Source organism: Glutamicibacter sp. B1 (assembly GCF_039602135.1).
In the GTDB taxonomy this organism is placed as follows: Bacteria; Actinomycetota; Actinomycetes; order Actinomycetales; family Micrococcaceae; genus Glutamicibacter; species Glutamicibacter ectropisis.
In genome coordinates, this window is the sequence record NZ_CP125942.1 from 2,864,643 (window position 1) to 2,885,140 (window position 20,498).

Annotated in this window: 20 protein-coding genes; 11 read left to right on the top strand and 9 right to left on the bottom strand. The window is 59.9% G+C overall.

Annotation, left to right across the window (positions count from 1 at the left end; genetic code table 11):
- Positions 1-108 precede the first annotated feature (108 nt).
- A complete protein-coding gene (locus tag QMQ05_RS13415; RefSeq protein WP_345470778.1) occupies positions 109-1,035 on the top strand; it encodes a LysR family transcriptional regulator in 927 nt (308 codons plus the stop codon).
- Here QMQ05_RS13415 and QMQ05_RS13420 read toward each other — a convergent pair.
- Entirely contained in the window at positions 1,001-1,549 is a 549-nt protein-coding gene (locus QMQ05_RS13420; protein WP_345470780.1) for a hypothetical protein, read from the bottom strand. The genes QMQ05_RS13415 and QMQ05_RS13420 overlap by 35 nt on opposite strands.
- Before the next feature lie 146 nt (positions 1,550-1,695).
- Here QMQ05_RS13420 and QMQ05_RS13425 point away from each other — a divergent pair, with 146 nt between their 5' ends.
- Positions 1,696-1,971, top strand: a complete 276-nt coding sequence (locus QMQ05_RS13425) for a hypothetical protein (RefSeq protein WP_345470782.1) — start codon at positions 1,696-1,698, stop codon at positions 1,969-1,971.
- Positions 1,972-2,025: 54 nt separating this feature from the next.
- On the opposite strand, the gene QMQ05_RS13430 is transcribed toward QMQ05_RS13425, so the two are convergent.
- Complete coding sequence (locus tag QMQ05_RS13430; RefSeq protein WP_345470785.1) at positions 2,026-3,405, bottom strand: MFS transporter; 1,380 nt, start codon at positions 3,403-3,405, stop codon at positions 2,026-2,028.
- Between the two features lie 170 nt (positions 3,406-3,575).
- Between QMQ05_RS13430 and QMQ05_RS13435 the strand changes: the two genes are divergently transcribed.
- Positions 3,576-3,899 (top strand): CHY zinc finger protein, encoded by a 324-nt coding sequence (locus QMQ05_RS13435; protein WP_345470787.1) that lies wholly within the window; start codon positions 3,576-3,578, stop codon positions 3,897-3,899.
- Here the strand turns inward: QMQ05_RS13435 and QMQ05_RS13440 are convergent.
- Complete coding sequence (locus QMQ05_RS13440; protein ID WP_345470789.1) at positions 3,896-4,324, bottom strand: universal stress protein; 429 nt, start codon at positions 4,322-4,324, stop codon at positions 3,896-3,898. The two genes, QMQ05_RS13435 and QMQ05_RS13440, sit on opposite strands and share 4 nt — an antisense overlap.
- A 47-nt stretch (positions 4,325-4,371) precedes the next feature.
- The gene (locus QMQ05_RS13445) at positions 4,372-5,583 is read right to left on the bottom strand and encodes an NAD(P)/FAD-dependent oxidoreductase (protein ID WP_345470791.1); all 1,212 of its coding nucleotides are present in this window, start codon (positions 5,581-5,583) and stop codon (positions 4,372-4,374) included.
- 354 nt (positions 5,584-5,937) lie between these two features.
- Here QMQ05_RS13445 and QMQ05_RS13450 point away from each other — a divergent pair, with 354 nt between their 5' ends.
- Both QMQ05_RS13450 and QMQ05_RS13455 read left to right on the top strand, forming a co-directional pair.
- Entirely contained in the window at positions 5,938-7,119 is a 1,182-nt protein-coding gene (locus QMQ05_RS13450; protein WP_345470793.1) for a S8 family serine peptidase, read from the top strand.
- A 4-nt stretch (positions 7,120-7,123) separates the two neighbouring features.
- Positions 7,124-7,354 carry a hypothetical protein gene (locus QMQ05_RS13455; RefSeq protein WP_345470795.1) on the top strand — a complete coding sequence of 77 codons (231 nt, stop codon included), beginning with the start codon at positions 7,124-7,126 and terminating at the stop codon, positions 7,352-7,354.
- A gap of 8 nt (positions 7,355-7,362) precedes the next feature.
- Here QMQ05_RS13455 and QMQ05_RS13460 read toward each other — a convergent pair whose 3' ends face one another.
- Genes QMQ05_RS13460 through QMQ05_RS13475 form a run of 4 tightly spaced genes read right to left on the bottom strand, consistent with a single transcriptional unit; the run spans position 7,363 to position 12,378 of the window.
- Entirely contained in the window at positions 7,363-7,965 is a 603-nt protein-coding gene (locus QMQ05_RS13460; protein ID WP_345470797.1) for a sarcosine oxidase subunit gamma, read from the bottom strand.
- Positions 7,958-10,855, bottom strand: a complete 2,898-nt coding sequence (locus QMQ05_RS13465) for a sarcosine oxidase subunit alpha family protein (protein WP_345470799.1) — start codon at positions 10,853-10,855, stop codon at positions 7,958-7,960. The genes QMQ05_RS13460 and QMQ05_RS13465 overlap by 8 nt, the downstream gene beginning before the upstream one ends.
- On the bottom strand, positions 10,852-11,151 hold the full coding sequence (locus QMQ05_RS13470) for a sarcosine oxidase subunit delta (protein ID WP_345470801.1): 300 nt from the start codon (positions 11,149-11,151) through the stop codon (positions 10,852-10,854). Before QMQ05_RS13470 ends, QMQ05_RS13465 begins: the two co-directional genes overlap by 4 nt.
- Positions 11,152-11,160: 9 nt before the next feature.
- Positions 11,161-12,378: a sarcosine oxidase subunit beta family protein gene (locus QMQ05_RS13475; RefSeq protein WP_334123722.1), complete on the bottom strand. Its 1,218-nt coding sequence runs from the start codon at positions 12,376-12,378 to the stop codon at positions 11,161-11,163.
- A 206-nt stretch (positions 12,379-12,584) separates the two neighbouring features.
- Here QMQ05_RS13475 and QMQ05_RS13480 point away from each other — a divergent pair, with 206 nt between their 5' ends.
- Positions 12,585-13,163: a GntR family transcriptional regulator gene (locus QMQ05_RS13480; protein ID WP_345474752.1), complete on the top strand. Its 579-nt coding sequence runs from the start codon at positions 12,585-12,587 to the stop codon at positions 13,161-13,163.
- Positions 13,164-13,184: 21 nt separating this feature from the next.
- Here the strand turns inward: QMQ05_RS13480 and QMQ05_RS13485 are convergent, their stop codons facing one another.
- Entirely contained in the window at positions 13,185-14,651 is a 1,467-nt protein-coding gene (locus QMQ05_RS13485) for a PucR family transcriptional regulator (RefSeq protein WP_345470804.1), read from the bottom strand.
- 177 nt (positions 14,652-14,828) lie between these two features.
- Here QMQ05_RS13485 and QMQ05_RS13490 point away from each other — a divergent pair, with 177 nt between their 5' ends.
- The 5 genes from QMQ05_RS13490 (at position 14,829) to QMQ05_RS13510 (ending at position 20,483) form a co-directional block, all read left to right on the top strand.
- Positions 14,829-16,418: a purine-cytosine permease family protein gene (locus tag QMQ05_RS13490; RefSeq protein WP_345470806.1), complete on the top strand. Its 1,590-nt coding sequence runs from the start codon at positions 14,829-14,831 to the stop codon at positions 16,416-16,418.
- Positions 16,415-16,852 (top strand): nucleoside deaminase, encoded by a 438-nt coding sequence (locus QMQ05_RS13495; RefSeq protein WP_345470808.1) that lies wholly within the window; start codon positions 16,415-16,417, stop codon positions 16,850-16,852. The genes QMQ05_RS13490 and QMQ05_RS13495 overlap by 4 nt, the downstream gene beginning before the upstream one ends.
- A gap of 15 nt (positions 16,853-16,867) precedes the next feature.
- Positions 16,868-17,653: a creatininase gene (locus QMQ05_RS13500; protein WP_345470810.1), complete on the top strand. Its 786-nt coding sequence runs from the start codon at positions 16,868-16,870 to the stop codon at positions 17,651-17,653.
- Between the two features lie 184 nt (positions 17,654-17,837).
- The gene (locus tag QMQ05_RS13505) at positions 17,838-19,082 is read left to right on the top strand and encodes a M24 family metallopeptidase (RefSeq protein ID WP_345470813.1); all 1,245 of its coding nucleotides are present in this window, start codon (positions 17,838-17,840) and stop codon (positions 19,080-19,082) included.
- A 96-nt stretch (positions 19,083-19,178) separates the two neighbouring features.
- Positions 19,179-20,483: an MFS transporter gene (locus QMQ05_RS13510; protein WP_345470816.1), complete on the top strand. Its 1,305-nt coding sequence runs from the start codon at positions 19,179-19,181 to the stop codon at positions 20,481-20,483.
- Positions 20,484-20,498: the final 15 nt, after the last annotated feature.

Sequence of the window (20,498 nt, forward strand, 5' to 3'; positions counted from 1 at the left end):
CTCAGGCCAGCGTAGGTTCAGCCACTGTGCATGCTCAATGCTTCGTGACAGACCAATTACGCAAGTGCAGTGTGCGCTAGCGCACACTGGGCATGGCAGACTGGTTCCATGGACCGCCAGATCGATTACCGTCATCTTGAATCATTGATTGCCCTACTCACCGTCGCCCGGCTGGGCCGCTACACCGCGGCCGCAGCGGTGCTCGGGGTCAACCATTCGACGATTTCTCGGCGCATCGATGCATTACAAAAGGCGATGGGTGGCCACCTGCTCACGCACACTCCCAATGGTTGGGAGCTGACGGATTTGGGCCGTCGGGCCATGGCCAGTGCCGAAGCCATCGAACAGGCGGTGGCGGCCATTAGCACCGAGGAAGAAGATTCACCGGCCCTGTCCGGGCATGTGCGTTTGGCGGCCCCCGATGCGTTTAGCGCACACCTCGCAGCCCCTGCCCTGGCGAAACTGCAGGCCAAGCACCCACAATTGGTCTTCGAAATCGTCTCGGAAACAACGCGAGCTCGTCAGACACGCACAGGCATGGATCTAGAAATCGTGATTGGGCAACCCAACGTGCGCAAGGCGGCATCGACCAAACTCATGGATTATGAATTGCGCCTGTATGCCACGGCCGAATATCTCGCGGCCCATGGCACCCCACAGCAGCTTTCGGATCTGGCCGGCCACAGTTTGAACTACTACATCGATACCGCTTTGACGGTGGATAAGCTCGATGAAGCGACCAGCCACCTACCGCCGATGCATCGCTCGATCTCCTCGACCAGCATTGCCGTGCAATACGCCGCCACCATGAATCATGCCGGGCTCGGTCTGCTTCCGGTTTTCCTGTCCAAGCACTACCCAAACCTGATCCCGGTCTTGCACGACCAATTCAGTTACCGCTCGGAATATTGGCTCGTGGGCCGCGAGGAAGCATTGCGCAGCAAAGCGGTTCAAGCGACCGTGCGAGCGCTAAATGATGCGGCTGCCAATGACGCCTGGTTCATTCTCCCCTTTGGAGATCAGATTCCCAACTAAGCACCGCGTCACGCAGTTCTTGTACGGACCGTGAGCTATCTAGCCGTAGCACGGGCAACTCCAGCGTATTGAGCCAAGCCTCATGTCGTGCTCGACTGCGTCCTTGAAATTCTGGATCATCATAATGACTCGCCCAGGCCAAAAATTCGCCAAAGGCCTCGGTATCCACTTCTTCACCGACCCTACGAACCGCCTCGCGCCGCTTAATACGTTGCAACCTCTGTGGTGCATCGAGACTGAGGAAAACCACCGCGTCACAACGTTGCAGAATCTTTTCGCCCCAACCGTTGATGCCGCCGGAGAGCACCCAAGCTGGACGCTGAGCAAATACTTCCAGCATCAGTTTGACTCGTCGTACCGCCGGTCGCTGTTGGGTGTAGGGAGGATTGGTTGGCATCCAGAAGTAATCGTCGGAATCCGCATGGGGCACAGACCAGACATCGGCAATCGCGCGGCCCAGCGTGGTGGTTCCACTGCCGCTGGCACCAAGAATATACAGTCTGCACGGTTGCATAAGAACTCCTGACACTGGCCGGATTCCAGATCATCATTCTACGCTCATCCGAAAGTATGATTTAGATCTTCTGACGACTTCGCTATGCTCAAAATAGAACAATGTAATGACTAAACGTCTCTTGCACGGCAAGGACTAGGAGCAACATGCTGAAGTATTTCGGACTAGTAAAGAACGATGAGGAATCACAGATGGGCCAGATTCCGATCTGGCATGGAGCCACCAAGAAGCAACGGCTCATCAGCATCGCTGTGTCGCTCACGCTCACACTCATCACTTACTTCACCGCACAATGGCTACTCGAAGATGAGCTACTTCAGAATCCGCAGAGCTACGTACGCTACATCCCGGGCCTACTAGCCTGCCAGATGCTCCTGCTGTCCGGGGTCATCGCTGAACGCGCCTTGCTCCGCATCAATTAACGACATCATGGCCAGCCCCGTCGGGCCGGCCATGAATGTGGATACTGCGAGAAACTACTTCTTTAGCTTCACCTGTGGGTTAGCGGATGCTTGACCACCGGCGGCCAGACGGTCAGCTTCATCGATCGCCCCTAGATCAGCACCCTTGGTTTCGCGCATGAAGAAGACTGCTACCAGGGTCACCAACGCGGCGAAGACGATGTATCCAGCCACCGGGACCCACGATCCGTACACCTTCAACAGCCAGGTAGCGATAATCGGAGCCATGGATCCGGCCACAATCGAAGTGACCTGGTAGCCCAGTGAAACGCCCGAGTAGCGCATCCGCGTTGGGAACATCTCGGCCATAATTGCTGGCTGCCCGGCGTACATCAGGGCATGCACGGCCAAACCCAGCACGATGGTTGCCAGGATGATCGCATCATTGGCGGTGTTGAACATCGGGAAGGCCACGACGCCCCATACGGCCATGAGGATGACGCCGGCACCGTAGACCGGACGGCGTCCGCGACTATCGGTGAAGCGACCCACCACAGGAACCAGGATGGCGTGAATAACGTGAGCCACCAGCATCAATCCCAGAATCGTGGAGGTATCCATCTTTAGCTGCGTGGCCATATAGGTGATGGAGAAGGTCACAACCATGTAGTACATGATGTTCTCACCAAAGCGCAGACCCATGGCGGTGAAAACACCACGTGGGTAACGCTTGAAGACCTCGGCGACACCGTATCCGGCGGCCGCATTCTGCTCCAACTCAGCCTTGGCTTCTTTGAAGATCGGCGCATCTGAAACGCGGGTTCGAATGTAGTAGCCGACGATCACGATCACCACGGAGAGCCAGAAGCCCACGCGCCAGCCCCAGGCGAGGAACGCCTCGTTGCTCAGGGTTGAGGACAGTACCAACAGGACGATCGTGGCCAGCAGGTTACCGACCGGCACCGCTGCCTGCGGCCAGGAGGCCCAGAATCCACGTTCCTTATTTGGTGCATGCTCAGCCACCAACAGGACCGCGCCGCCCCATTCACCACCGACCGCGAAGCCCTGCAAGAAGCGCAGCACGATCAACAGGATCGGCGCCGCATAACCAATGGCATCAAAGGTCGGTAGGCAACCCATGAGGAAGGTGGTGGCACCGACCAAAACGATCGCAACCTGCAGCAGGTGTTTGCGTCCGTACTTGTCACCGAAGTGGCCAAAAACGATGCCGCCGATGGGTCGAGCAATGAAGCCCACTGCGTAGGTCAGGAACGCCTTGATGATGTTGTCGAGGTCGTTGCCGTTATCTGGGAAGAAGATCTTGTTGAAGACCAGGGTGGCTGCGGTGGCGTAGAGGAAAAACTCGTACCATTCAACAACGGTGCCAGCCATGGAGGCCGCAACGACCCTGCGCAATCCCTTGCGTTCAGATTTTGATGACGTTTCACTGACCACAGTGCGTTCCTTCCGCCCTTTGCTAGTTACCCCATTGGAACTAACCTCAACAGCGAGTATGACCCGGATCACATCGCCAAAGATAGCCCAAAGGGTGCATAGTGGGAAACAGATTGTGCACATTCGGCGTGCTTTTTTGCACACGCCCACCAACTTTTGCAGGAGATTTCATGGTCAACAGCGCGAATTTGCGTGGGGTACAGATGGATGACCAAACGCGTTGCGCGCACTACCACCAGCTACGCGATGTCATCGCGCTCAAACACTATTGCTGCGATACCTACTACCCCTGCCACCTGTGCCATGCAGAGTTGGCCGACCACCGGGCACAGCCCTGGCCGGCAGATCGTTTTGATCAGCCGGCCGTATTGTGTGGGGTCTGCCAAAGAGAACTAAGCGTCAACGAATATCGCGCCGCCTCCAGTTGCCCGCACTGTCAGGCACTGTTCAACCCGGGCTGTAGCGCCCACGCGCACCTGTACTTCGAGCTCTAGTGCGAACGAGCCAAGGGTACAACGAGCAAAGGTCGTGCCTGCTTCTGCGCCAAGGCCAGCGCAATAGACCCATCGAGTAACTCTGCGAACTTTTGTCGCAGGCCAGAGCGCCGGGTACCCACCACGATCATCCGTGCATCCTGCTGTTCAGCCACGGCAGCCAGCACCTTGGCAGGGTCCCCCGCTACCGCGTAACTCTCAAAGTTGATGCCGGTGATCGACAGGGATAATTCCCACGCCAAATCTTCACTCACCGGTTCAGCGGACTCTAATAGGTCGCCCTCTGCGATCTTCTCGGTCACGTACCTTCCGCTCAGGGCATGCACACAGACCAACCGATCCCCCAGTTGCTTAGCTAGATCAGCGGCGGTGGCGAGCACCCCCGATGGCATCCCTGCTTCTACGCCCACCACAATGGTCCCCATAACCCCGCACCTACTACTCTTTCTTCGTCTACGTTCGTTGTTTTTGTTTACAGCTCGGTGAGTTGAATGTCGGTATCAGCGAGTCGGTCTGCAGGAATCTCGCGGCCGACCAATGCGCGCAAGTCATCGTTAACATCCCAAATATTTACGTTGGCAGCCGCAGTGATCTTCTGCCCGTTCTGCCAGAAAATAATGAACTCGCCGCTCTCGGCATCACCGCGAATTACACTTTCGTCCCCGGGATCGTTGTGTCCCACATATTCCATGCCTAGATCAAACTGGTCGGTGAAGAAATACGGCAACCAGTCATAGGATTCTTCCTTGCCCAGCAGGGTGGCGGCGGCCAGCTTACCTTGCCGGATGGCGTTATCCCAGTGCTCTACCCGCAGGCGTTCGCCAAGACCGGCATGGGTAGCCTGCGCGATGTCCCCGATCGCGAGGATTCGAGGGTCGCTACTGCGCAAGGACGCATCCACCAACACCCCACGATCCACCTCAAGCCCAGCTGTTTGTGCTAACTGCATATTGGGCACCGCACCGATAGCCAACAGCACCACATCGGCCGGTGAGGAGCCAAGATCCGAGAGCACCTGTAACTGCCCAGCCACCTGTTCGATCCCCTGCACCTTGGCCTGGCGAACATCTACCCCGTGGCGTTGATGAAGCTCTAAAAGATGGTGCGCAAAACGCTCACCAAAAACCGAAGCCAGGGGCAGCGACGACGAGGAATACACGGTCACTCGTGCCCCAAGTTGGCGAGCACTGGCGGCGACTTCCATGCCGATCCATCCCGAACCGATCACCGAGACTCGTGCCCCATCGGTGATTTCCGCCCGCAAGGATTTAGCATCCGATAGCTTGCGCAGGGTGTGCACCCCGGGCAGGTCGTAGCCGGCAAAAGGTTCATCCCCGCCAAGGTTCGCCCGCGAACCGGTGGCCAGCACCAGCCGGCCATAGTCCACGGCACTACCGTCGGCGAGCAGCACCTGCGACTTCGCCGTCTCAATACTGATGGCGCTCACGCCCAGGCGCAGGGTGATCTCATTTTCTTGATACCAGCTGGCATCGTGCACCGTGAAGTCTTCTGGCTTTTGCTTGCCTTGGAGGAATTCCTTGGACAGTGGCGGGCGTTCATACGGCAGTTCGGATTCATCTCCGATCAGCGTGATCGGCCCGGTAAATCCTTGCTCTCGCAATTCGGTAACGGTCGTGGCCCCGGCCAGTCCCGCACCCAGAACAACTATCGATTCTTCAGCCAAGAGAACGCCCCTTACTTAGATCGTATCCAGTAGTCATTACCGCTACTTTGATCCTCACACTCGGCGAGGTGAATTGGCAAGCATCATCGTCACCGATCCCCCAGTAGTACGAAACATGAAGTTTTATGCGCCCGCATGGTCAGCTCAGCTAACTCAGCTTCACACTGCAATCAGCACGATTTTGATGGCCATAAGGATAGTTGCGATGAGACCCTTGAACCCCAGCCGGACGACTGGATCTAGGGTCTTTCGCCATTTAAGAGACCAAGGTAGAAACTCACTGGATTTTCCCCCCGACCATGGGAATTGTCCTAGGCTGCTTGTACAGTGCGAGGTAACTGAAAGGAGCACGCCATGTTCAGCACCCACGCCCCACGCACGGCAGCCACCGAAGTTCCCGACCGTTTTGTGCTCATCTTTGATGCACCAGATGCTTCTACTCCCGGCATCGCCGCGGCTGCCAGAGAAGAAGAAGTCCCGAGACTTTTGGGCGAACAAGGCTATTCGATCAGTGAGTACTTCCCCACCTTGGGCATCGCGGTGGTCACCTCCAAGGCGGACCAGCTCGAAGACTTCCAGGCACGCTGCGCCGGGCACCGGTTGCCACCAGCGGTCGTCCCAGAACTGATCTACCGGATCCTGCCCGAATCCACCACGGCCAAAGACTCCTATGCTGATACCGAACAGTTCACCTGGGGCCTACAGGCCCTGGGCGCCGATGTGAGTACCTTGACTGGCAAGGGCATTAATGTGGCGGTCTTGGATACCGGTTTTGATGCCGCCCACCCGGACTTCGCAGGCCGAAAGGTCACCACCAAATCTTTTATCCAGGGCGAAGATGCCAGCGACGGGCACGGCCATGGAACCCACTGCATCGGAACCTCCTGCGGACCGCGCACCCCAAAAACAGGACCCGGCTACGGGGTAGCCAGCGAAGCCAATATCTTTGCCGGCAAGGTTTTGGGCGCCGATGGTTCGGGTTCTGACTCAACCATCCTGGCCGGCATTAACTGGGCATTGGAAAACAAGTGCGAGATCATCTCGATGTCCCTGGGCGCGGATGTGAAAACCGTGCACCCACCCTATGTCACCGCCGGGCGACGGTCTCTGGAATTGGGTTCGTTGATCATTGCGGCTGCCGGAAACAATGCCCAACGCTCGGCCGGCAACCCCGGATTTGTGGGCGCCCCAGCCAATAGCCCCTACATCATGGCGGTGGCAGCACTTGATTCCCAGCTTGCAGTCGCCGATTTCTCCGCCCAAGCACTGGATACCGAGGGCGGCGAAGTGGATATTGCCGGACCCGGGGTGAACATTTATTCGTCCTGGCCCGGAGCCAAGGGTTACAACACCATTAGTGGCACCTCCATGGCGACCCCGCATGTGGCCGGGGTGGCCGCACTGCTGGCACAATCCAGCGGGCTGCGGGCTCAAGAGTTGTGGAACCAGCTGGTGGCTGACGCCCGGGATGTGTCCCTGCCCGCTAAAGACGCCGGTGCCGGGCTTGCCCAAGCCCCCGGCACCCCGGAAGGCTAAAGAAATGTCCAGCAGCGACCGGCAGATCTACGTGATCACGCTGGCAAATCAGGTCCAGCCCGAGTCCATCATTGGCCAGCTGCAGTCTTGTGGTGTGGAAGTTAAAGAGGTACTCGCTGCCCTGGGCCAAATTATTGGTCAGGGCAGCGAGCAGGCAGCCGAGCAAGTCCGCGCACTCGACGCGGTCATCTCGGTGGATGCCCAGCGCACCTATCGGGCGCTGGGCGATCAGTGAACTGAGACTCAGTCAACCGGGTCGGAAGCGAACTCCGTCATCGCATCGATCAACCAGTGCACGGTGTGCTCGGTGAAGGAAGCGCGTGGCATGATCCGCCAGCTTTCTTCACCGGTACGCCATAGCAAGACCGGCACATTGGCCAGCGAGGTGGTGATCGCCTTGTTCACGCCGAAGACCCGTGGATGTAGGTCCGCCGGGCAGCTCTTGCGTAGCACCAGCGGGGCCTTCGCCCCGGATAGTTCCAGCACGCTGCGGTTCGCCGAAAGGTCCACGACCTGACCCGGGTTTTCTCCCAGAGCGGTCTCAAGCGTGGAAACAAGCGACGAATCCTCGGGTGCGGTAACCAAGAATTCATCCGGGCCCAGCCACAATACGCTCACACCGGAGACCTCGCCTGCGACCTGACCAACCTTTTCTGGCAGGCCCACACCGGTGGCCGCGGCCACCGCGTCATAACCGGCGCTGCCCGGGGCCACGCGTACCGAGACCTGGGTGGTGAAGGCAACTTCGCTCAAGGACAAGCCTTCTGCCACGCTGGCTTCGCTCATCAGCGCAGTCAGGTGTGCCGCAGGCGATACACGAACTTCAATCAAGGTGTTGCTAGCCATCTCGACGGCTTCCTTCCGGGTCAAAAAGAACGGTTTCTGCGATGGTGACCTCAGCCAGTTGGCCATTGATCGGGGTGCGCAGGGTTTCACCGATACGGTTGCGCCCATTCTTGATCAACGCCAGACCGAAGGTCCGTCCTAGTGCTGGTGAATTGTAGGAGCTGGTGACCCAGCCTTCCATCGGGGTGATGCCCTCGGCAGCCAATTCCTCTACCGAAACCAGGGCCGCACCTTCAGGCAGGAGCAGGTCCTTGTCCACCGGTAGCACCGAGACCAGGTGCTTACGATCCTCACGCTGGTTATCGGCCCGCGAGTAGGAGCGGTTGCCCACGAAGTCCTTGAGCTTGGAAACTACCCACTCCATCCCGGCATCCTGTGGGGTCACCGTGCCGTCAGTATCCTGACCGACGATGATGAAGCCCTTTTCGGCACGCAGCACGTGCATGGTTTCGGTGCCGTAGGGGGTTATGCCAAATTCTTGGCCCGCCTCGTACACGTCCTGCCAGACCTTGAGCCCGTACCAGGACGGGATCGCAATTTCGAAGGCTAGCTCGCCGGAGAAGGAAATGCGGCTGATGCGCGCTTCAATCCCCGAATCCAAGGTGACATCCTGGAAGGCCATGAACTTGAAGGCCTCATTGGACACGTCCACACTGGAGGCCACCTTGGCGATCACTTCGCGCGAGCGTGGTCCCACCACGGCCACGGTGGACAGCTGTTCGGTCACCGAGGTGCAGGTAACGTCCAGCTCAGGCCATTCGGTCTGCAGCCACTCTTCGAGCCAATCCAGCACGCCGGCCGCACCACCGGTGGTGGTGTGCATCAGGAAGCGGTCTTCGGCCAGGCGCAGGGTCACGCCGTCGTCGAAGATCATGCCGTCGGCCTTGCACATCACGCCGTAGCGTCCCATGCCGACCTTCAGCTTGGTGTAACCGTTGGTGTAAATACGGTTCAGGAACTCGGCCGCATCCTTACCGCGGATTTCGATCTTGCCCAGGGTGGTGGCATCAAGCATGCCCACCGATTCGCGCACGGCCTTGGACTCACGGTAGACCGCTGCGTGCATATCTTCACCGGGCTGTGGGTAGTACCAAGGACGCTTCCACTGGCCCACGTCCTCAAATTCTGCCCCATGCTCTAGGTGCCAGGAGTGCATGGCGGTGATGCGGGCAGGGTCCAAGAGTTGACCGCGGGTCCGACCGGCCAGGGCTGCGAAGGCCACCGGGGTGTACGGTGCACGGAAGGTGGTGGTGCCGATTTCGGCTGGGTTTTCGATACCCAGCACGGCGGCGATCACGCCGATCGCTGCCACACCACTGGTCTTGCCCTGGTCGTTGGCGGTAGAGATCGAGGTGTAGCGCTTGATGTGCTCCACGGACTGCATGCCGGCCCCGGTGGCCCGCAGTACGTCGGCCACGGTTTGGTCACGCTGCAGGTCAACGAAGTGGAACTTGTAGTTCGCTGCGTCATCGCCCAAGCGCGAAGGTACCAGCCAGACCGGGCGGGTTTCACCGTGCGCCACCGGCAGTGCCTGCGGCACCCGGGCGATGGTCTCAAAACCGGCGGCGGTGGCGGCCGCAGCACCGGTGGCAGCCCCGGTGGATAGCGCGCTGGCGGTATCCAAAAGTCCGGTCATGGCACCGGCCAGGTGCTGGTTGGCCACGGCGGTTTCCGGCACGAACGCGTGAATGGTGGTATCCCAGTTCAGCTTGCCCTGGCGCTGAGAGTGCAGGTGCACTACTGGGTTGAAGCCACCGGCCACGGCCAGCACGTCGGCTTCGATCCTGGTGACTTCGCCGAGTTCGCGTTGTTCGTCCAGTTCTGCCACAAAAATTGCGGACAGCTCTCCGGCTTTGTCGGCTTCGGTGTCAACCACGACGGATCCGGAAATGACCTGTACGCCCTGAGCTACGGCCTCGGCGGCCGCAGCGGAAATGCTGGAGCGCGCATCGATCACTGCCACGACCGATCCGGAAGCAGCCAGGTCGCTGACCAGTTCATAGGCGGAGTCATTGGTGGTGAACACGGCGATCTTTTCCCCGGCGAGCACCCCATAACGGTTCAGGTAGCTGCGCACGGCGCCGGCGAGCATGATGCCGGGGCGGTCGTTGTTTTCGAAGACCACAGGACGCTCGTGGGCGCCGGTGGCCAGAACCACCTGGCCGGCACGGATGTGCCAGATGCGTTCACGCGAAACACCGGGGGCCGCTGGGCCATCTTGGTGTACGGTGCGACGCTGGGCTGCCACGAAGTAGTTCGCATCATAGGATCCGAACACGGTGGTGCGCTGTAAGTGGGTGGTCTCTTCGGCCTGCGCCAATTCTTGAACGACCCCGGCGATCCACTCGGTGGAATCCTGGCCGTCGATCGTTTCACCTGCGGTATCTAGTAGCGTGCCGCCGGCTTCGGGACGCTCATCGAGCAGCGTCACGCGGGCCCCGGAGCGCGAAGCTTCACGGGCCGCAGCCAAACCTGCAGGACCGGCCCCAACCACCAGAACATCGGTGTGTACGTGCACGTGGTCGTAGTAGGCGGGATCCGTGTCTGGATCCAGCACACCCAAACCGGACAGTAGGCTGACCTCTACTCCGTCGGTGACCTGCACGGTGGTTGCAGGCAGCATGGATTCATTAACTTCACCGGCATGCTTCGCGGCCACGGTGATCAGCGCGTTGGGTTCTTCTACCCCGGCGGCCAGGATGCCGCGCGGACGCTTGAGGTACAGGGACTCACCGCACTGGCGGATGTTATTGGCGAGCATGGCGCTGGCGACGGTGTCTCCACGGAAGGCCGAAATCTGCTGGCCGTCGATGCTCAGACTCAGCGCTTGACTCTCATCGATCCTCGCGCGGGTACGCAACTGCGAGGGTAGTCGCTGTGGCTTGCTCATCGGGTGCCTCCTTGAAGGGTGTCGATTTGTGGTTGCGCCTCGCCGGCGCCATAGACGGCCAAAAATTCGTAGCTTACGGTATCGCGCAGGGCGTTGAACCACTTACGGCAGCCTCCTGCGTGAACCCAGCGTTCGGCAAAAATGCCCTTTTTATTGCCCCGGTAGAACAGGTAGCGAGACCATTCTTTGTCGGTGAGGTCCGCTGGGTTTTCGGGGTAGGCCACGTGGGCTTCGCCGCCGTAGCTGAATTCGTTTTCGTTGCGTGGCCCGCAGTGCGGGCAGTCAATGAGCATCATGGTTGACTCCTAGTGTGCGACGGCTGCGGCGCCGTGTTCGTCGATCAGGTGGCCGGTTTCGAAGCGTTCCAGGCTGAACGGTGCATTCAGCGGGTGGGCTTCATCGTGGGCGATGGTGTGGGCCAGGGTGAATCCTGCGCCCGGGGTGCCCTTGAAGCCGCCGGTTCCCCAGCCACAGTTGACGTAGAGGTTCTGGATCGGGGTCTTGGACACGATCGGCGAGGCATCCATGGTGGTATCCACGATGCCGCCCCAGGTGCGCAGCACGTGGGCTCGGGCGAAGATCGGGAAGAGCTCCACCGCGGCGGACATCTGTTCTTCGATCACGTGGAAGGCACCGCGCTGGCCGTAGCCGTTGTAGGAGTCGATGCCGGCACCCATAACCAGTTCGCCCTTGTGGGCCTGGGAGACGTAGACGTGGATGTGGTTGGACATGACCACGGTCGGGTGTACCGGTTCGAACAGTTCGGAGACCAGGGCCTGCAGCGGGTGGGACTGGATCGGCAGCTCAAAACCTGCCATTTCGGCCAGAACCGAGGAGTGTCCGGCGCCAGCTAGGGCGACCTTGCCGGCGTTGATGGTGCCGCGGGTAGTCTTCACGCCGGTGACCTTTTCGCCATCCTTGATGAAGCCGGTAACTTCGCAGTTCTGGATGATGTCCACACCCATTTCGTTGGCCTTGCGGGCGAAGGCCCAGGCCACGTGGTCGTGCTTGGCGATGCCGGCACGAGGCTGCCAGGTCGCTCCCATGACCGGGTAGCGGATGTTATCGCTGGTATTGATGATCGGGCAGGCTTCCTTGACCTGGGATGGGTCCAGCCATTCGGCGTCCACGCCGTTGAGCTTGTTCGCTTCCACGCGGCGTACGGATTCGCGCACGTCGCCTAGGGTGTGGGCCAGGTTCAGCACCCCGCGCTGGGAGAAGAGGAAATCGTATTCCAGATCTTCGGGCAGTTGTTCCCAGAGCTTTAGGGACTTTTCGTAGATACCGGCCGATTCATCCCAGAGGTAGTTAGAGCGGATGATCGTGGTGTTGCGGGCCATGTTCCCGCCGGCCAGCCAACCCTTTTCTAGGACTGCGACATTGGTGATGCCGTGGTTCTTGGCTAGGAAGTATGCGGTGGCCAGTCCGTGGCCTCCGCCGCCAACGATGACTACGTCGTAGGACTTTTTAGGTTCTGGATTCGCCCAGAGAAATTCCGGGTGCTCAGGCAGCAGATCAGCCACAGTGAATCTCCAATCTTCGATCGCATCGCTTGAATGTATGAATTGCCGACAACTGATATATCAATCTGCGATTCACTGTATGATGGAACACATCGCCCGGTCAATGGGTTGAGGAAAAATACTTAGTTGCTACGGCCCACCAGGAGGAACCGGTGAATGAATCCCTGTCCGATCGCGCCTATGAAATCCTGCGCGACCGTTTGATCATGATGGATATCGCCCCAGGTGAACCCATCAATGAGGCCGCACTGGTACAAGAACTCAGCATCGGGCGCACCCCTTTACGTGAGGCCCTGAAGCGTTTGGAAGTTGACCATCTGGTCCATTCCTACCCCCGTCGAGGCACCTTTGCCTCACGCGTGGACATCACCGAACTGGCGGCCATCACCGAGGTGCGCATCGCCCTAGAACCCCTGGCCGCCGAACGTGCCGCCGCCCTTCACGGTGGCGCCGCCCGCGCCGGCATCGAGAAAACACTGCTGGCGGTCAGCCAACTCTCCGGAGCCGACCAGCGCCGCACCCTGATGGAAAACGACCTGGAAGTTCACCGACTGATCTATCAGGCCGCCGGCAACCACCACCTCGAAGAAACCCTGGTCCGCCTGGACAACCTCGCCACGCGCATCTGGTGCATGACCCTCGAACGCCTACCCAGCGTGCAAGAGCACATCTCCGAACACATCGCGCTGCTCCAGGCCATCCTCGACGGCGATACTTTCCAAGCCCGATCCTTCGCCCTAGACCATATCGTGCACTTCGAAAAGTCCGTGCGCGCTGTTCTCTAGCGCCCCTCTAACTTCACGTCCCTAGCGTTCCTGAGACAGCTGAATCCGGCAGGCCAAATGCAGCTGCAAGATGGTCCCGGTCTGCCGAGGGTCCCCGCCCAGGAGCGTAAAGATTTTCTTCAGCCGCTTATGCAGGCTTTGGCGTTCGACATATAGCTGCGCCGCCGTGGCCGTGGCATTACAACCAGTCGCTAGCCAGGCGTAGAGTGTGGGCACCAGATCCGCCTGCCGGGCACGATCCCACGCGATCAGATCGCCGATGACTTCCTGCACAAACCCGTTGGCCGCCGGCGCGTTATCCACCCGGGCAAAAAGTCGCTCCAGCGCGTAGTCGGAGGCATCACGAACCCGAGATTCCAAAGCCCGCACCGAAGCGAAACGATCCAACAGCAGGGCGTGCTGCACCGATAGCGGCGCGCGGGTCACCGAGCCCACCAGCGGACCGATCGCACACTCCATCGCGAGCCCGCCCAAAGCCTGACGCAATCTGAGGATGCAAGCCTCGCGCGCCCGCGAAGCACCCTGCGCCTCCAGTTCGATCAGGAAGTACAGCCGATTGTTGTGCAGCGAAATGCACCCTGGCCGCACCTCGCCGTGCAACGCTCGTTCGATCTGCGTTCGCAGCCGGGCCATGTCGTGGCTCTGTACCACTCCCACACACAGCGGCGCTTCGGTGTCCATCCCCGCTTCTAAGGCGCGCTCGGCCAGGTAATGCTCGCCGGCGTCATCGATAATCGCCTGCATCAACGCATGGTTGGCCAACTGCTCGCGGCTCGGCCGATGGTGCTGGGCATAAGCCAAAGAGATGATCGAGCCCAGGCGCTGCACGATCATCGAGACATGCTCCGCCTGATCGGGCTGCCGGCACTCAACGACCAGGTGGGCTGCGACATCTCCCCCGACCACCACGTCCGTGGCCACATTAAACGGCGTAGCAATCCGTTCACCTTCCGAGGCAACCAGCACTTGGCCTTCTAAAGACTGCAGGCTCGCGGTCAGCCCCAGATCGTCGCCGATCATCTGCAATAGCGGGCTCAGATTGGGGCCGGAAGTTGCGATGCGTTGCGCCAGACGCTGCGAAAGCATATCCGCTTGCTGCAAGGTGGCCGCTTGTTTCGAAACGATGGAACGATTGATCCGCTCCGTAATGTCCACAAAGGGCACGGTGTGCCGCAAACGGATCAACGGCAACTTCGCCTGCTCGGCAGCTTCGATCAGCTGCGGCGTGATCTGCGCGGTGCGCGCATAGGGCTCGAGCACCAGGGCCGCGATACCGCGCTCCTTCAGCGCCAGCACGTGCGCGGCCTGAGCCTCTTCGCGCAGCTTTAACAATTCCTGCCCGGTACTCAATAGCAGTTCTCCACCACGCAAGAGGTGGGCGATATCCAATAGTTCGGAGGCATGTACCCAACGAACTTTTGATTCCTCCAGCGCACTGCGCGCCGCCAACACCTGCGGCTGGGCGCTGCGAAATATCGGGTCTTCCAAGATTTCTAGCAAAGGGATGAACAAGTTTTGCCCCGATCTTCTGGATCCACTACAGCCTAGGTGTCACTGTGACACCCACTACCCTACATAAAGCGACACTGTGCATATATCCCAGGTCACAAAATGAATCTACAGTTTTCATCAACCCCACAACTACTGTTCAGGAAATGAGGCGACATGTCGGCACGAATACCGAGTCGTTCGGAGCAGCAAACTCATCAGGTTGAGGATTCACTACAGCCGATCCCAGAATCGGCACGCACCACCAAACTTATTGGACAATTCTGGATCTGGGCTGGGGCCAACGTCGCCCCCATCAACTGGATCCTCGGCGCCCTAGGCATTCACCTTGGCCTAGGCTTCCGCGACACCATCATCGTTCTCGTGGTCGGCAATGTCATCGGCATGCTCGGCTTCGGGTTCTTTGTGCTGCTCGGCCAGAAAACCGGCGCCACCGGTATGCTCCTGGCCCGCGGAGCCTTTGGCCGACGCGGCGCCTACCTACCGGCCACGATCCAGGCGGTCATCGCGATCGGCTGGTCGGCCATCAACACCTGGGTCATTCTCGACCTGGTACTAGCCCTGTTCGGACAGATCGGCTGGGTGGATCCGACCAAGGATAATCTGCTGATCCGCATCCTCGTGGCTGCGGTCATCATGACCCTACAGGTCATCATCTGCTACCGCGGCTATCAAGCGATCTCCAAGTTCGAACGCCTGACCATGCCGCCGACCATTATCGTGCTCATCGCCATGTCAATTTTGGCGTGGACCCAGCTGGATATTGATTGGGCTTACGCCGGCCCTGAAGGTGCCGTGCTTGAAGGGTTACCACGTCTGGCCGCCATGAGCTCGATCATGACCGCCATCGGCATCGGTTGGGGTATCGGCTGGTACACCTACGCACCCGACTACTCGCGCTTCGTCTCCAAGAGCATCCGCCCGTGGAAACTCTATTCGGTCAGCGTCCTGGGTCAGTTCCTTCCGGTCGTCTGGTTGGGTGTGCTCGGCGCGAGCCTGGCGACCAAAAATGGCACCGCCGATCCCGGACAACTGATCGTGGAAAGCTTCGGAGCGATGTCCATTCCGGTGATCCTCTTGGTCATCCACGGTCCGATCGCCACCAACATCATTAATATGTACACCTTCGGCGTCGCAGTGCAGGCCCTGGATATCCAGGTCTCGCGCAAGAAGATTTCCATCCTCGTGGGCTTCTTGGCCATGGGCGCAGTCATCCTCTTCCTCTTCGCCCATGACTTCGCCGAACTATTGCACAACTTCATCGGCGCCATCGCCTGCTGGGTGGCCACCTGGGGCGGCATCATGGCGGTGCACTACTTCATCTTCGAGCGTAAGCATAAGGACTTCTCCTACCTCTTTGTTGATCCGAAGTCTTCGCAGCTCAAGTCCATCAACGTCTCGGCCTTCATCGCTTTCGGCGCTGGCATCATCATGACCTGGGTGTTCATGCACGGTTCGGTGCCGCTCTTGCAAGGCCCCGGTGCCAAGGCCCTTGGCGGGATTGATCTGTCCTGGTTGGCTGGCACCCTGACCAGTGGTGGTTTGTACCTGATCATGGGCTCCTTCCGCTTCCGCCAGCGCATCAACGCAGGCGTACCTCTGGGCCTCAAGGTCGATGTGAGCGAGGCACAGTTCCTGGCCGAACACGGCAGCGCCCAAGAACTCTGCGAAGACCAGCGGGTCATCGAATCAGCACCAGAATCAGCACCAGAGGCAGAGCCCGAGGCGCAGGTGACGCTGAAGTGAACAACGTTTACTTGGCCGCCCTGCAAGCTGCCAAAGATGGCCGGGCCGATGCCGGAATTCCTATCGGCGCGGTCCTGGCCCATCAGGACACGGTGATCGCCACCGGTTATAACCGCCGCGTACAAGACGCCGATCCGACGGCCCACGCCGAAATCAGCGCACTACGCGCCGCCGGGCGTCGCACCGACTACCGGGAGCTGACGCTCTACACCACGCTCGCGCCGTGCGCCCTGTGTTCCGGGGCGATCGTGCAGTTCAAAATTCCCCGCGTTGTGATCGGCGAAGCCAGCAACTTCCCCGGCGAGATCGATTGGCTACGCTCCCGCGGTGTGCAGGTGCAGGTCTTAAACGATCCCGAAGCCACCGAGCTCATGGCCGAATTCATCGTCGCCGAGCCGCAGCTGTGGGACGAAGACATCGCCCACACCCCTTGAAGAAAGGACCACATCATGACCTCGGTTTTTATCGACGAGCTCGATGCGTCGACCTATGCCGCTTATGCCGCGAGACCAGGTTCGACGTTGATCATCCCTACCGGCGCCACCGAGCAGCACGGGCCACATATGCCATTGGGCGTAGACGCGATGCTCTCGAAGGACATCGCCGCAGCGGTGGCCCAGAAGCTCGGGGCGCTGGTGGCCCCGGGATTCTCCTACGGTTATAAATCCCAACCACGATCCGGCGGCGGCAACCACCGCACCGGCACCACCTCGCTGGGCGCCACCGCCCTGATGGCACTGACCGAGGACGTAGTCTCCTCCTTTATGACCCAGGGATTTGAGAACATCGTGGTGCTCAATGGGCATTTTGAGAACTACCAGTTCCTCTATGAAGGGATCGATAACGCGACCGCGAAGATGCGTAGCGCAGGATCCCGTGCCCGCGCCGTCTTGCTGTCCTATTGGGATTTTGTGGACGATGACACCCTGGCCAGGGTCTTCCCGGAGGGTTTTTTGGGATGGGACATCGAGCATGGCGGTGTTTTAGAGACCTCGCTCATGCTCCTGCTGCGCCCGCACCTAGTGGATATGTCGCGGGTTGAAAACCACCCGCCGGCCACATTAACCGCGTACGACATCTTCCCCGAAGACCCCGCCCGCACCCCCGACAGCGGGTGCCTGTCCAGCGCCACCGGTGCCACGGCCGATCGGGGGCAGTTACTGCTTGATGCCATCACCGGGTCGATCGCCCACGCCTTGCGCGGTGAATTGGCCGAGCCATCGGTGCTTACCTGATCGTAAAAATACTGCTTGACAGTGACACGGCCCACACATAACCTGAATGCAACAGCGTTGCACTCAACGCAACACTAGCTGTTTAGCTCCGGCGATTCCCATGAATCCTCGCAATCCATCTGATTGGGCCGGCCACCTTGACACATGATTTTCTACACGTGATTACCCACAAGGAGCCACAACCATGACTACCGCCAACATCGCCACCAACGTCTCCGACCTGGCCCGCCTGAAGACCCTGCACAACGGGTCCAAGCAACAGCTGACCTTCTCCGATGCAGAGTTCGAACGCCGCCTGGCCGGCCTGCGCCAGATCATGGCCGCCAAGAACCTGGACGCTGCAATCCTGACCAGTTACCACGGCATCAAGTACTACTCGGACTTCCTCTACACCACCTTCGGCCGCAACTACGCACTGGTGGTCACCGCAAACAACTCAACCACCGTCACCGCGAACATCGACGCCGGCATGCCATGGCGCACCAGCTACGGCGATAACATCGTCTACACCGACTGGAAGCGCGATAACTTCTTCTACGGCCTACAAGAAGCGCTCAAGCGCGATGGCGTGAAGGCCTCCCGGATCGGCGTCGAGGACGACTTCCTGCCCGGCCGCACCCGCCAGCAGATCGCCGACACCTTCGACGGCGCCACCCTGGTGGACGTCTCGCAGGATGCCATGCGCCAGCGCATGATCAAGTCCGCCGAGGAGATCGAGGTCATCAAGCACGGTGCCCGCATCGGCGACCTGGGCGGCGAAGCCATCAAGGCCGCCATCCGCGAAGGCATCACCGAATACGAAGTCGCGCTGATCGGCACCGAGGCCATGGTGCACGAGATCGCCAAGACCTTCCCACACCGCGAAGTGCGCGACACCTGGGTCTGGTTCCAGTCCGGCATCAACACCGATGGCGCCCACAACTGGGCCACCACCCGCAAGCTGCAGCAAGGCGATATCCTCTCGCTGAACTGCTTCCCGATGACCTCGGGCTACTACACCGCACTGGAGCGCACCCTATTCCTCGGCGAGCCGGATGCGCGCAGCCTAGAGTTGTGGAACGTCAACGTGGAGGTTCACAAGCGCGGTCTGGAACTGATCAAGCCGGGCGCCGTCTGCAAGGACATCGCCGCCGAGCTGAACGAAATCTACATCTCCCACGGCCTGCTGCCTAACCGCACCTTCGGCTACGGCCACTCCTTCGGCGTCCTCTCGCACTACTACGGACGCGAAGCCGGCCTGGAGTTGCGCGAGGACATCGACACCGTACTCGAGCCGGGCATGGTCGTCTCCATGGAGCCAATGATCACCGTCATGGACGGCGAGCCAGGCGCCGGCGGCTACCGCGAACACGACATCCTGGTCGTGGGCGAAGACGGAGCCGAGAACATCACCAAGTTCGGCTTCGGACCAGAGAACAACATCATCTAAGCCAAACTCCACAGGGTGGGGCGGGAACACCCCGCCCCACCCCGTGCTTAACCACCAGCCCTGTCTTTAACCACACCCCCCTTGGAAGTGGACCCCATGACGCAGCAAACCCAGCAGACCCAGCAAACCCAAGAAGTCCGCCAGACCCGGCGCAAGGTCATCGCGGCCAGCTTCATCGGCAACTTCGTGGAATGGTTCGACTACGCCGCCTACGGCTATCTTGCAGTGACCATCGCTGCGGTATTTTTCCCCAGCGATGACCCACAGGCCGGACTGCTGATGGCCTTTGGTGTCTTCGCGATCTCCTTTATGGTGCGTCCGATCGGCGGTTTCATTTGGGGACACTTGGGCGACAAGATTGGCCGACGCGAGGCCCTGTCCTACTCGATCCTGTTAATGACCGGAGCAACCTTCTGCATCGCACTACTCCCGGGGTACGCGGTGATCGGGATCGGCGCCCCACTGCTACTCTTGGTGCTGCGCCTGGTCCAGGGCTTCTCGGCGGCCGGTGAATACGCCGGTGCCTCAGCTTTCTTGGTCGAATATGCTCCCGCCAATCGGCGCGGACTCTACGCTGCGGTGGTTCCCGCGAGCACCGCCACCGGTCTGCTCGCCGGTTCGCTCATGGCCGCCGGGCTGACGAGCCTACTATCCGCTGAGTCGCTGGAATCTTGGGGCTGGCGCTTACCCTTCTTGCTGGCTGCTCCCCTTGGTTTGATCGGACGCTATATTCGCACCAAACTGGAGGACTCCCCCGCATTTATTGAGGCCTCGGCAGCTTCCGCCCCAGAAGGCTCACCGGTCGGCTCGTTGATCAAAAACCATTGGCGGCAACTACTGCAGGCCAGCGGCGCGGTGCTCCTGAACGCCGTGGGGTTCTACGTCATCCTCTCCTATATGCCCACCTACCTCTCCGAGGAGCTGGGCTTGGACGCGACCGGTTCGTATCTAGCGACGACCATCGCCTTGCTGACCTACATTGGTTTCATCTTCCTCACCGGCATGCTCTCCGACCGCTTCGGCCGCAAACGGGTCTTGATCAGCGCGTCGATTCTGTTCGTCCTCTTTACCGTGCCGGCCTTCCTGCTCCTTGAAACCGGCGGCTTCTTGCTGATCATCTTGGTGCAGATCGCACTTGGCGCCATGCTCGCACTGAACGATGGCACGTTACCTAGCTTCCTAGCCGAAATGTTCCCGACCAGGGTGCGTTATTCCGGTTTTGCCGTCTCCTTTAACCTTTCAAACGCGCTCTTTGGAGGTACCGCACCCTTCATCGCAACACTGCTCATTGCCACCAGCGGCAGCGTGATCGCCCCGGGGTGGTATCTCATGGCCGCCGCAGTGATTTCGCTGGTTGCCGTGGCTTCCTCGGTGGAAACCAGTCGCAAACCATTAGGCTGATCCCTAGGATACGAG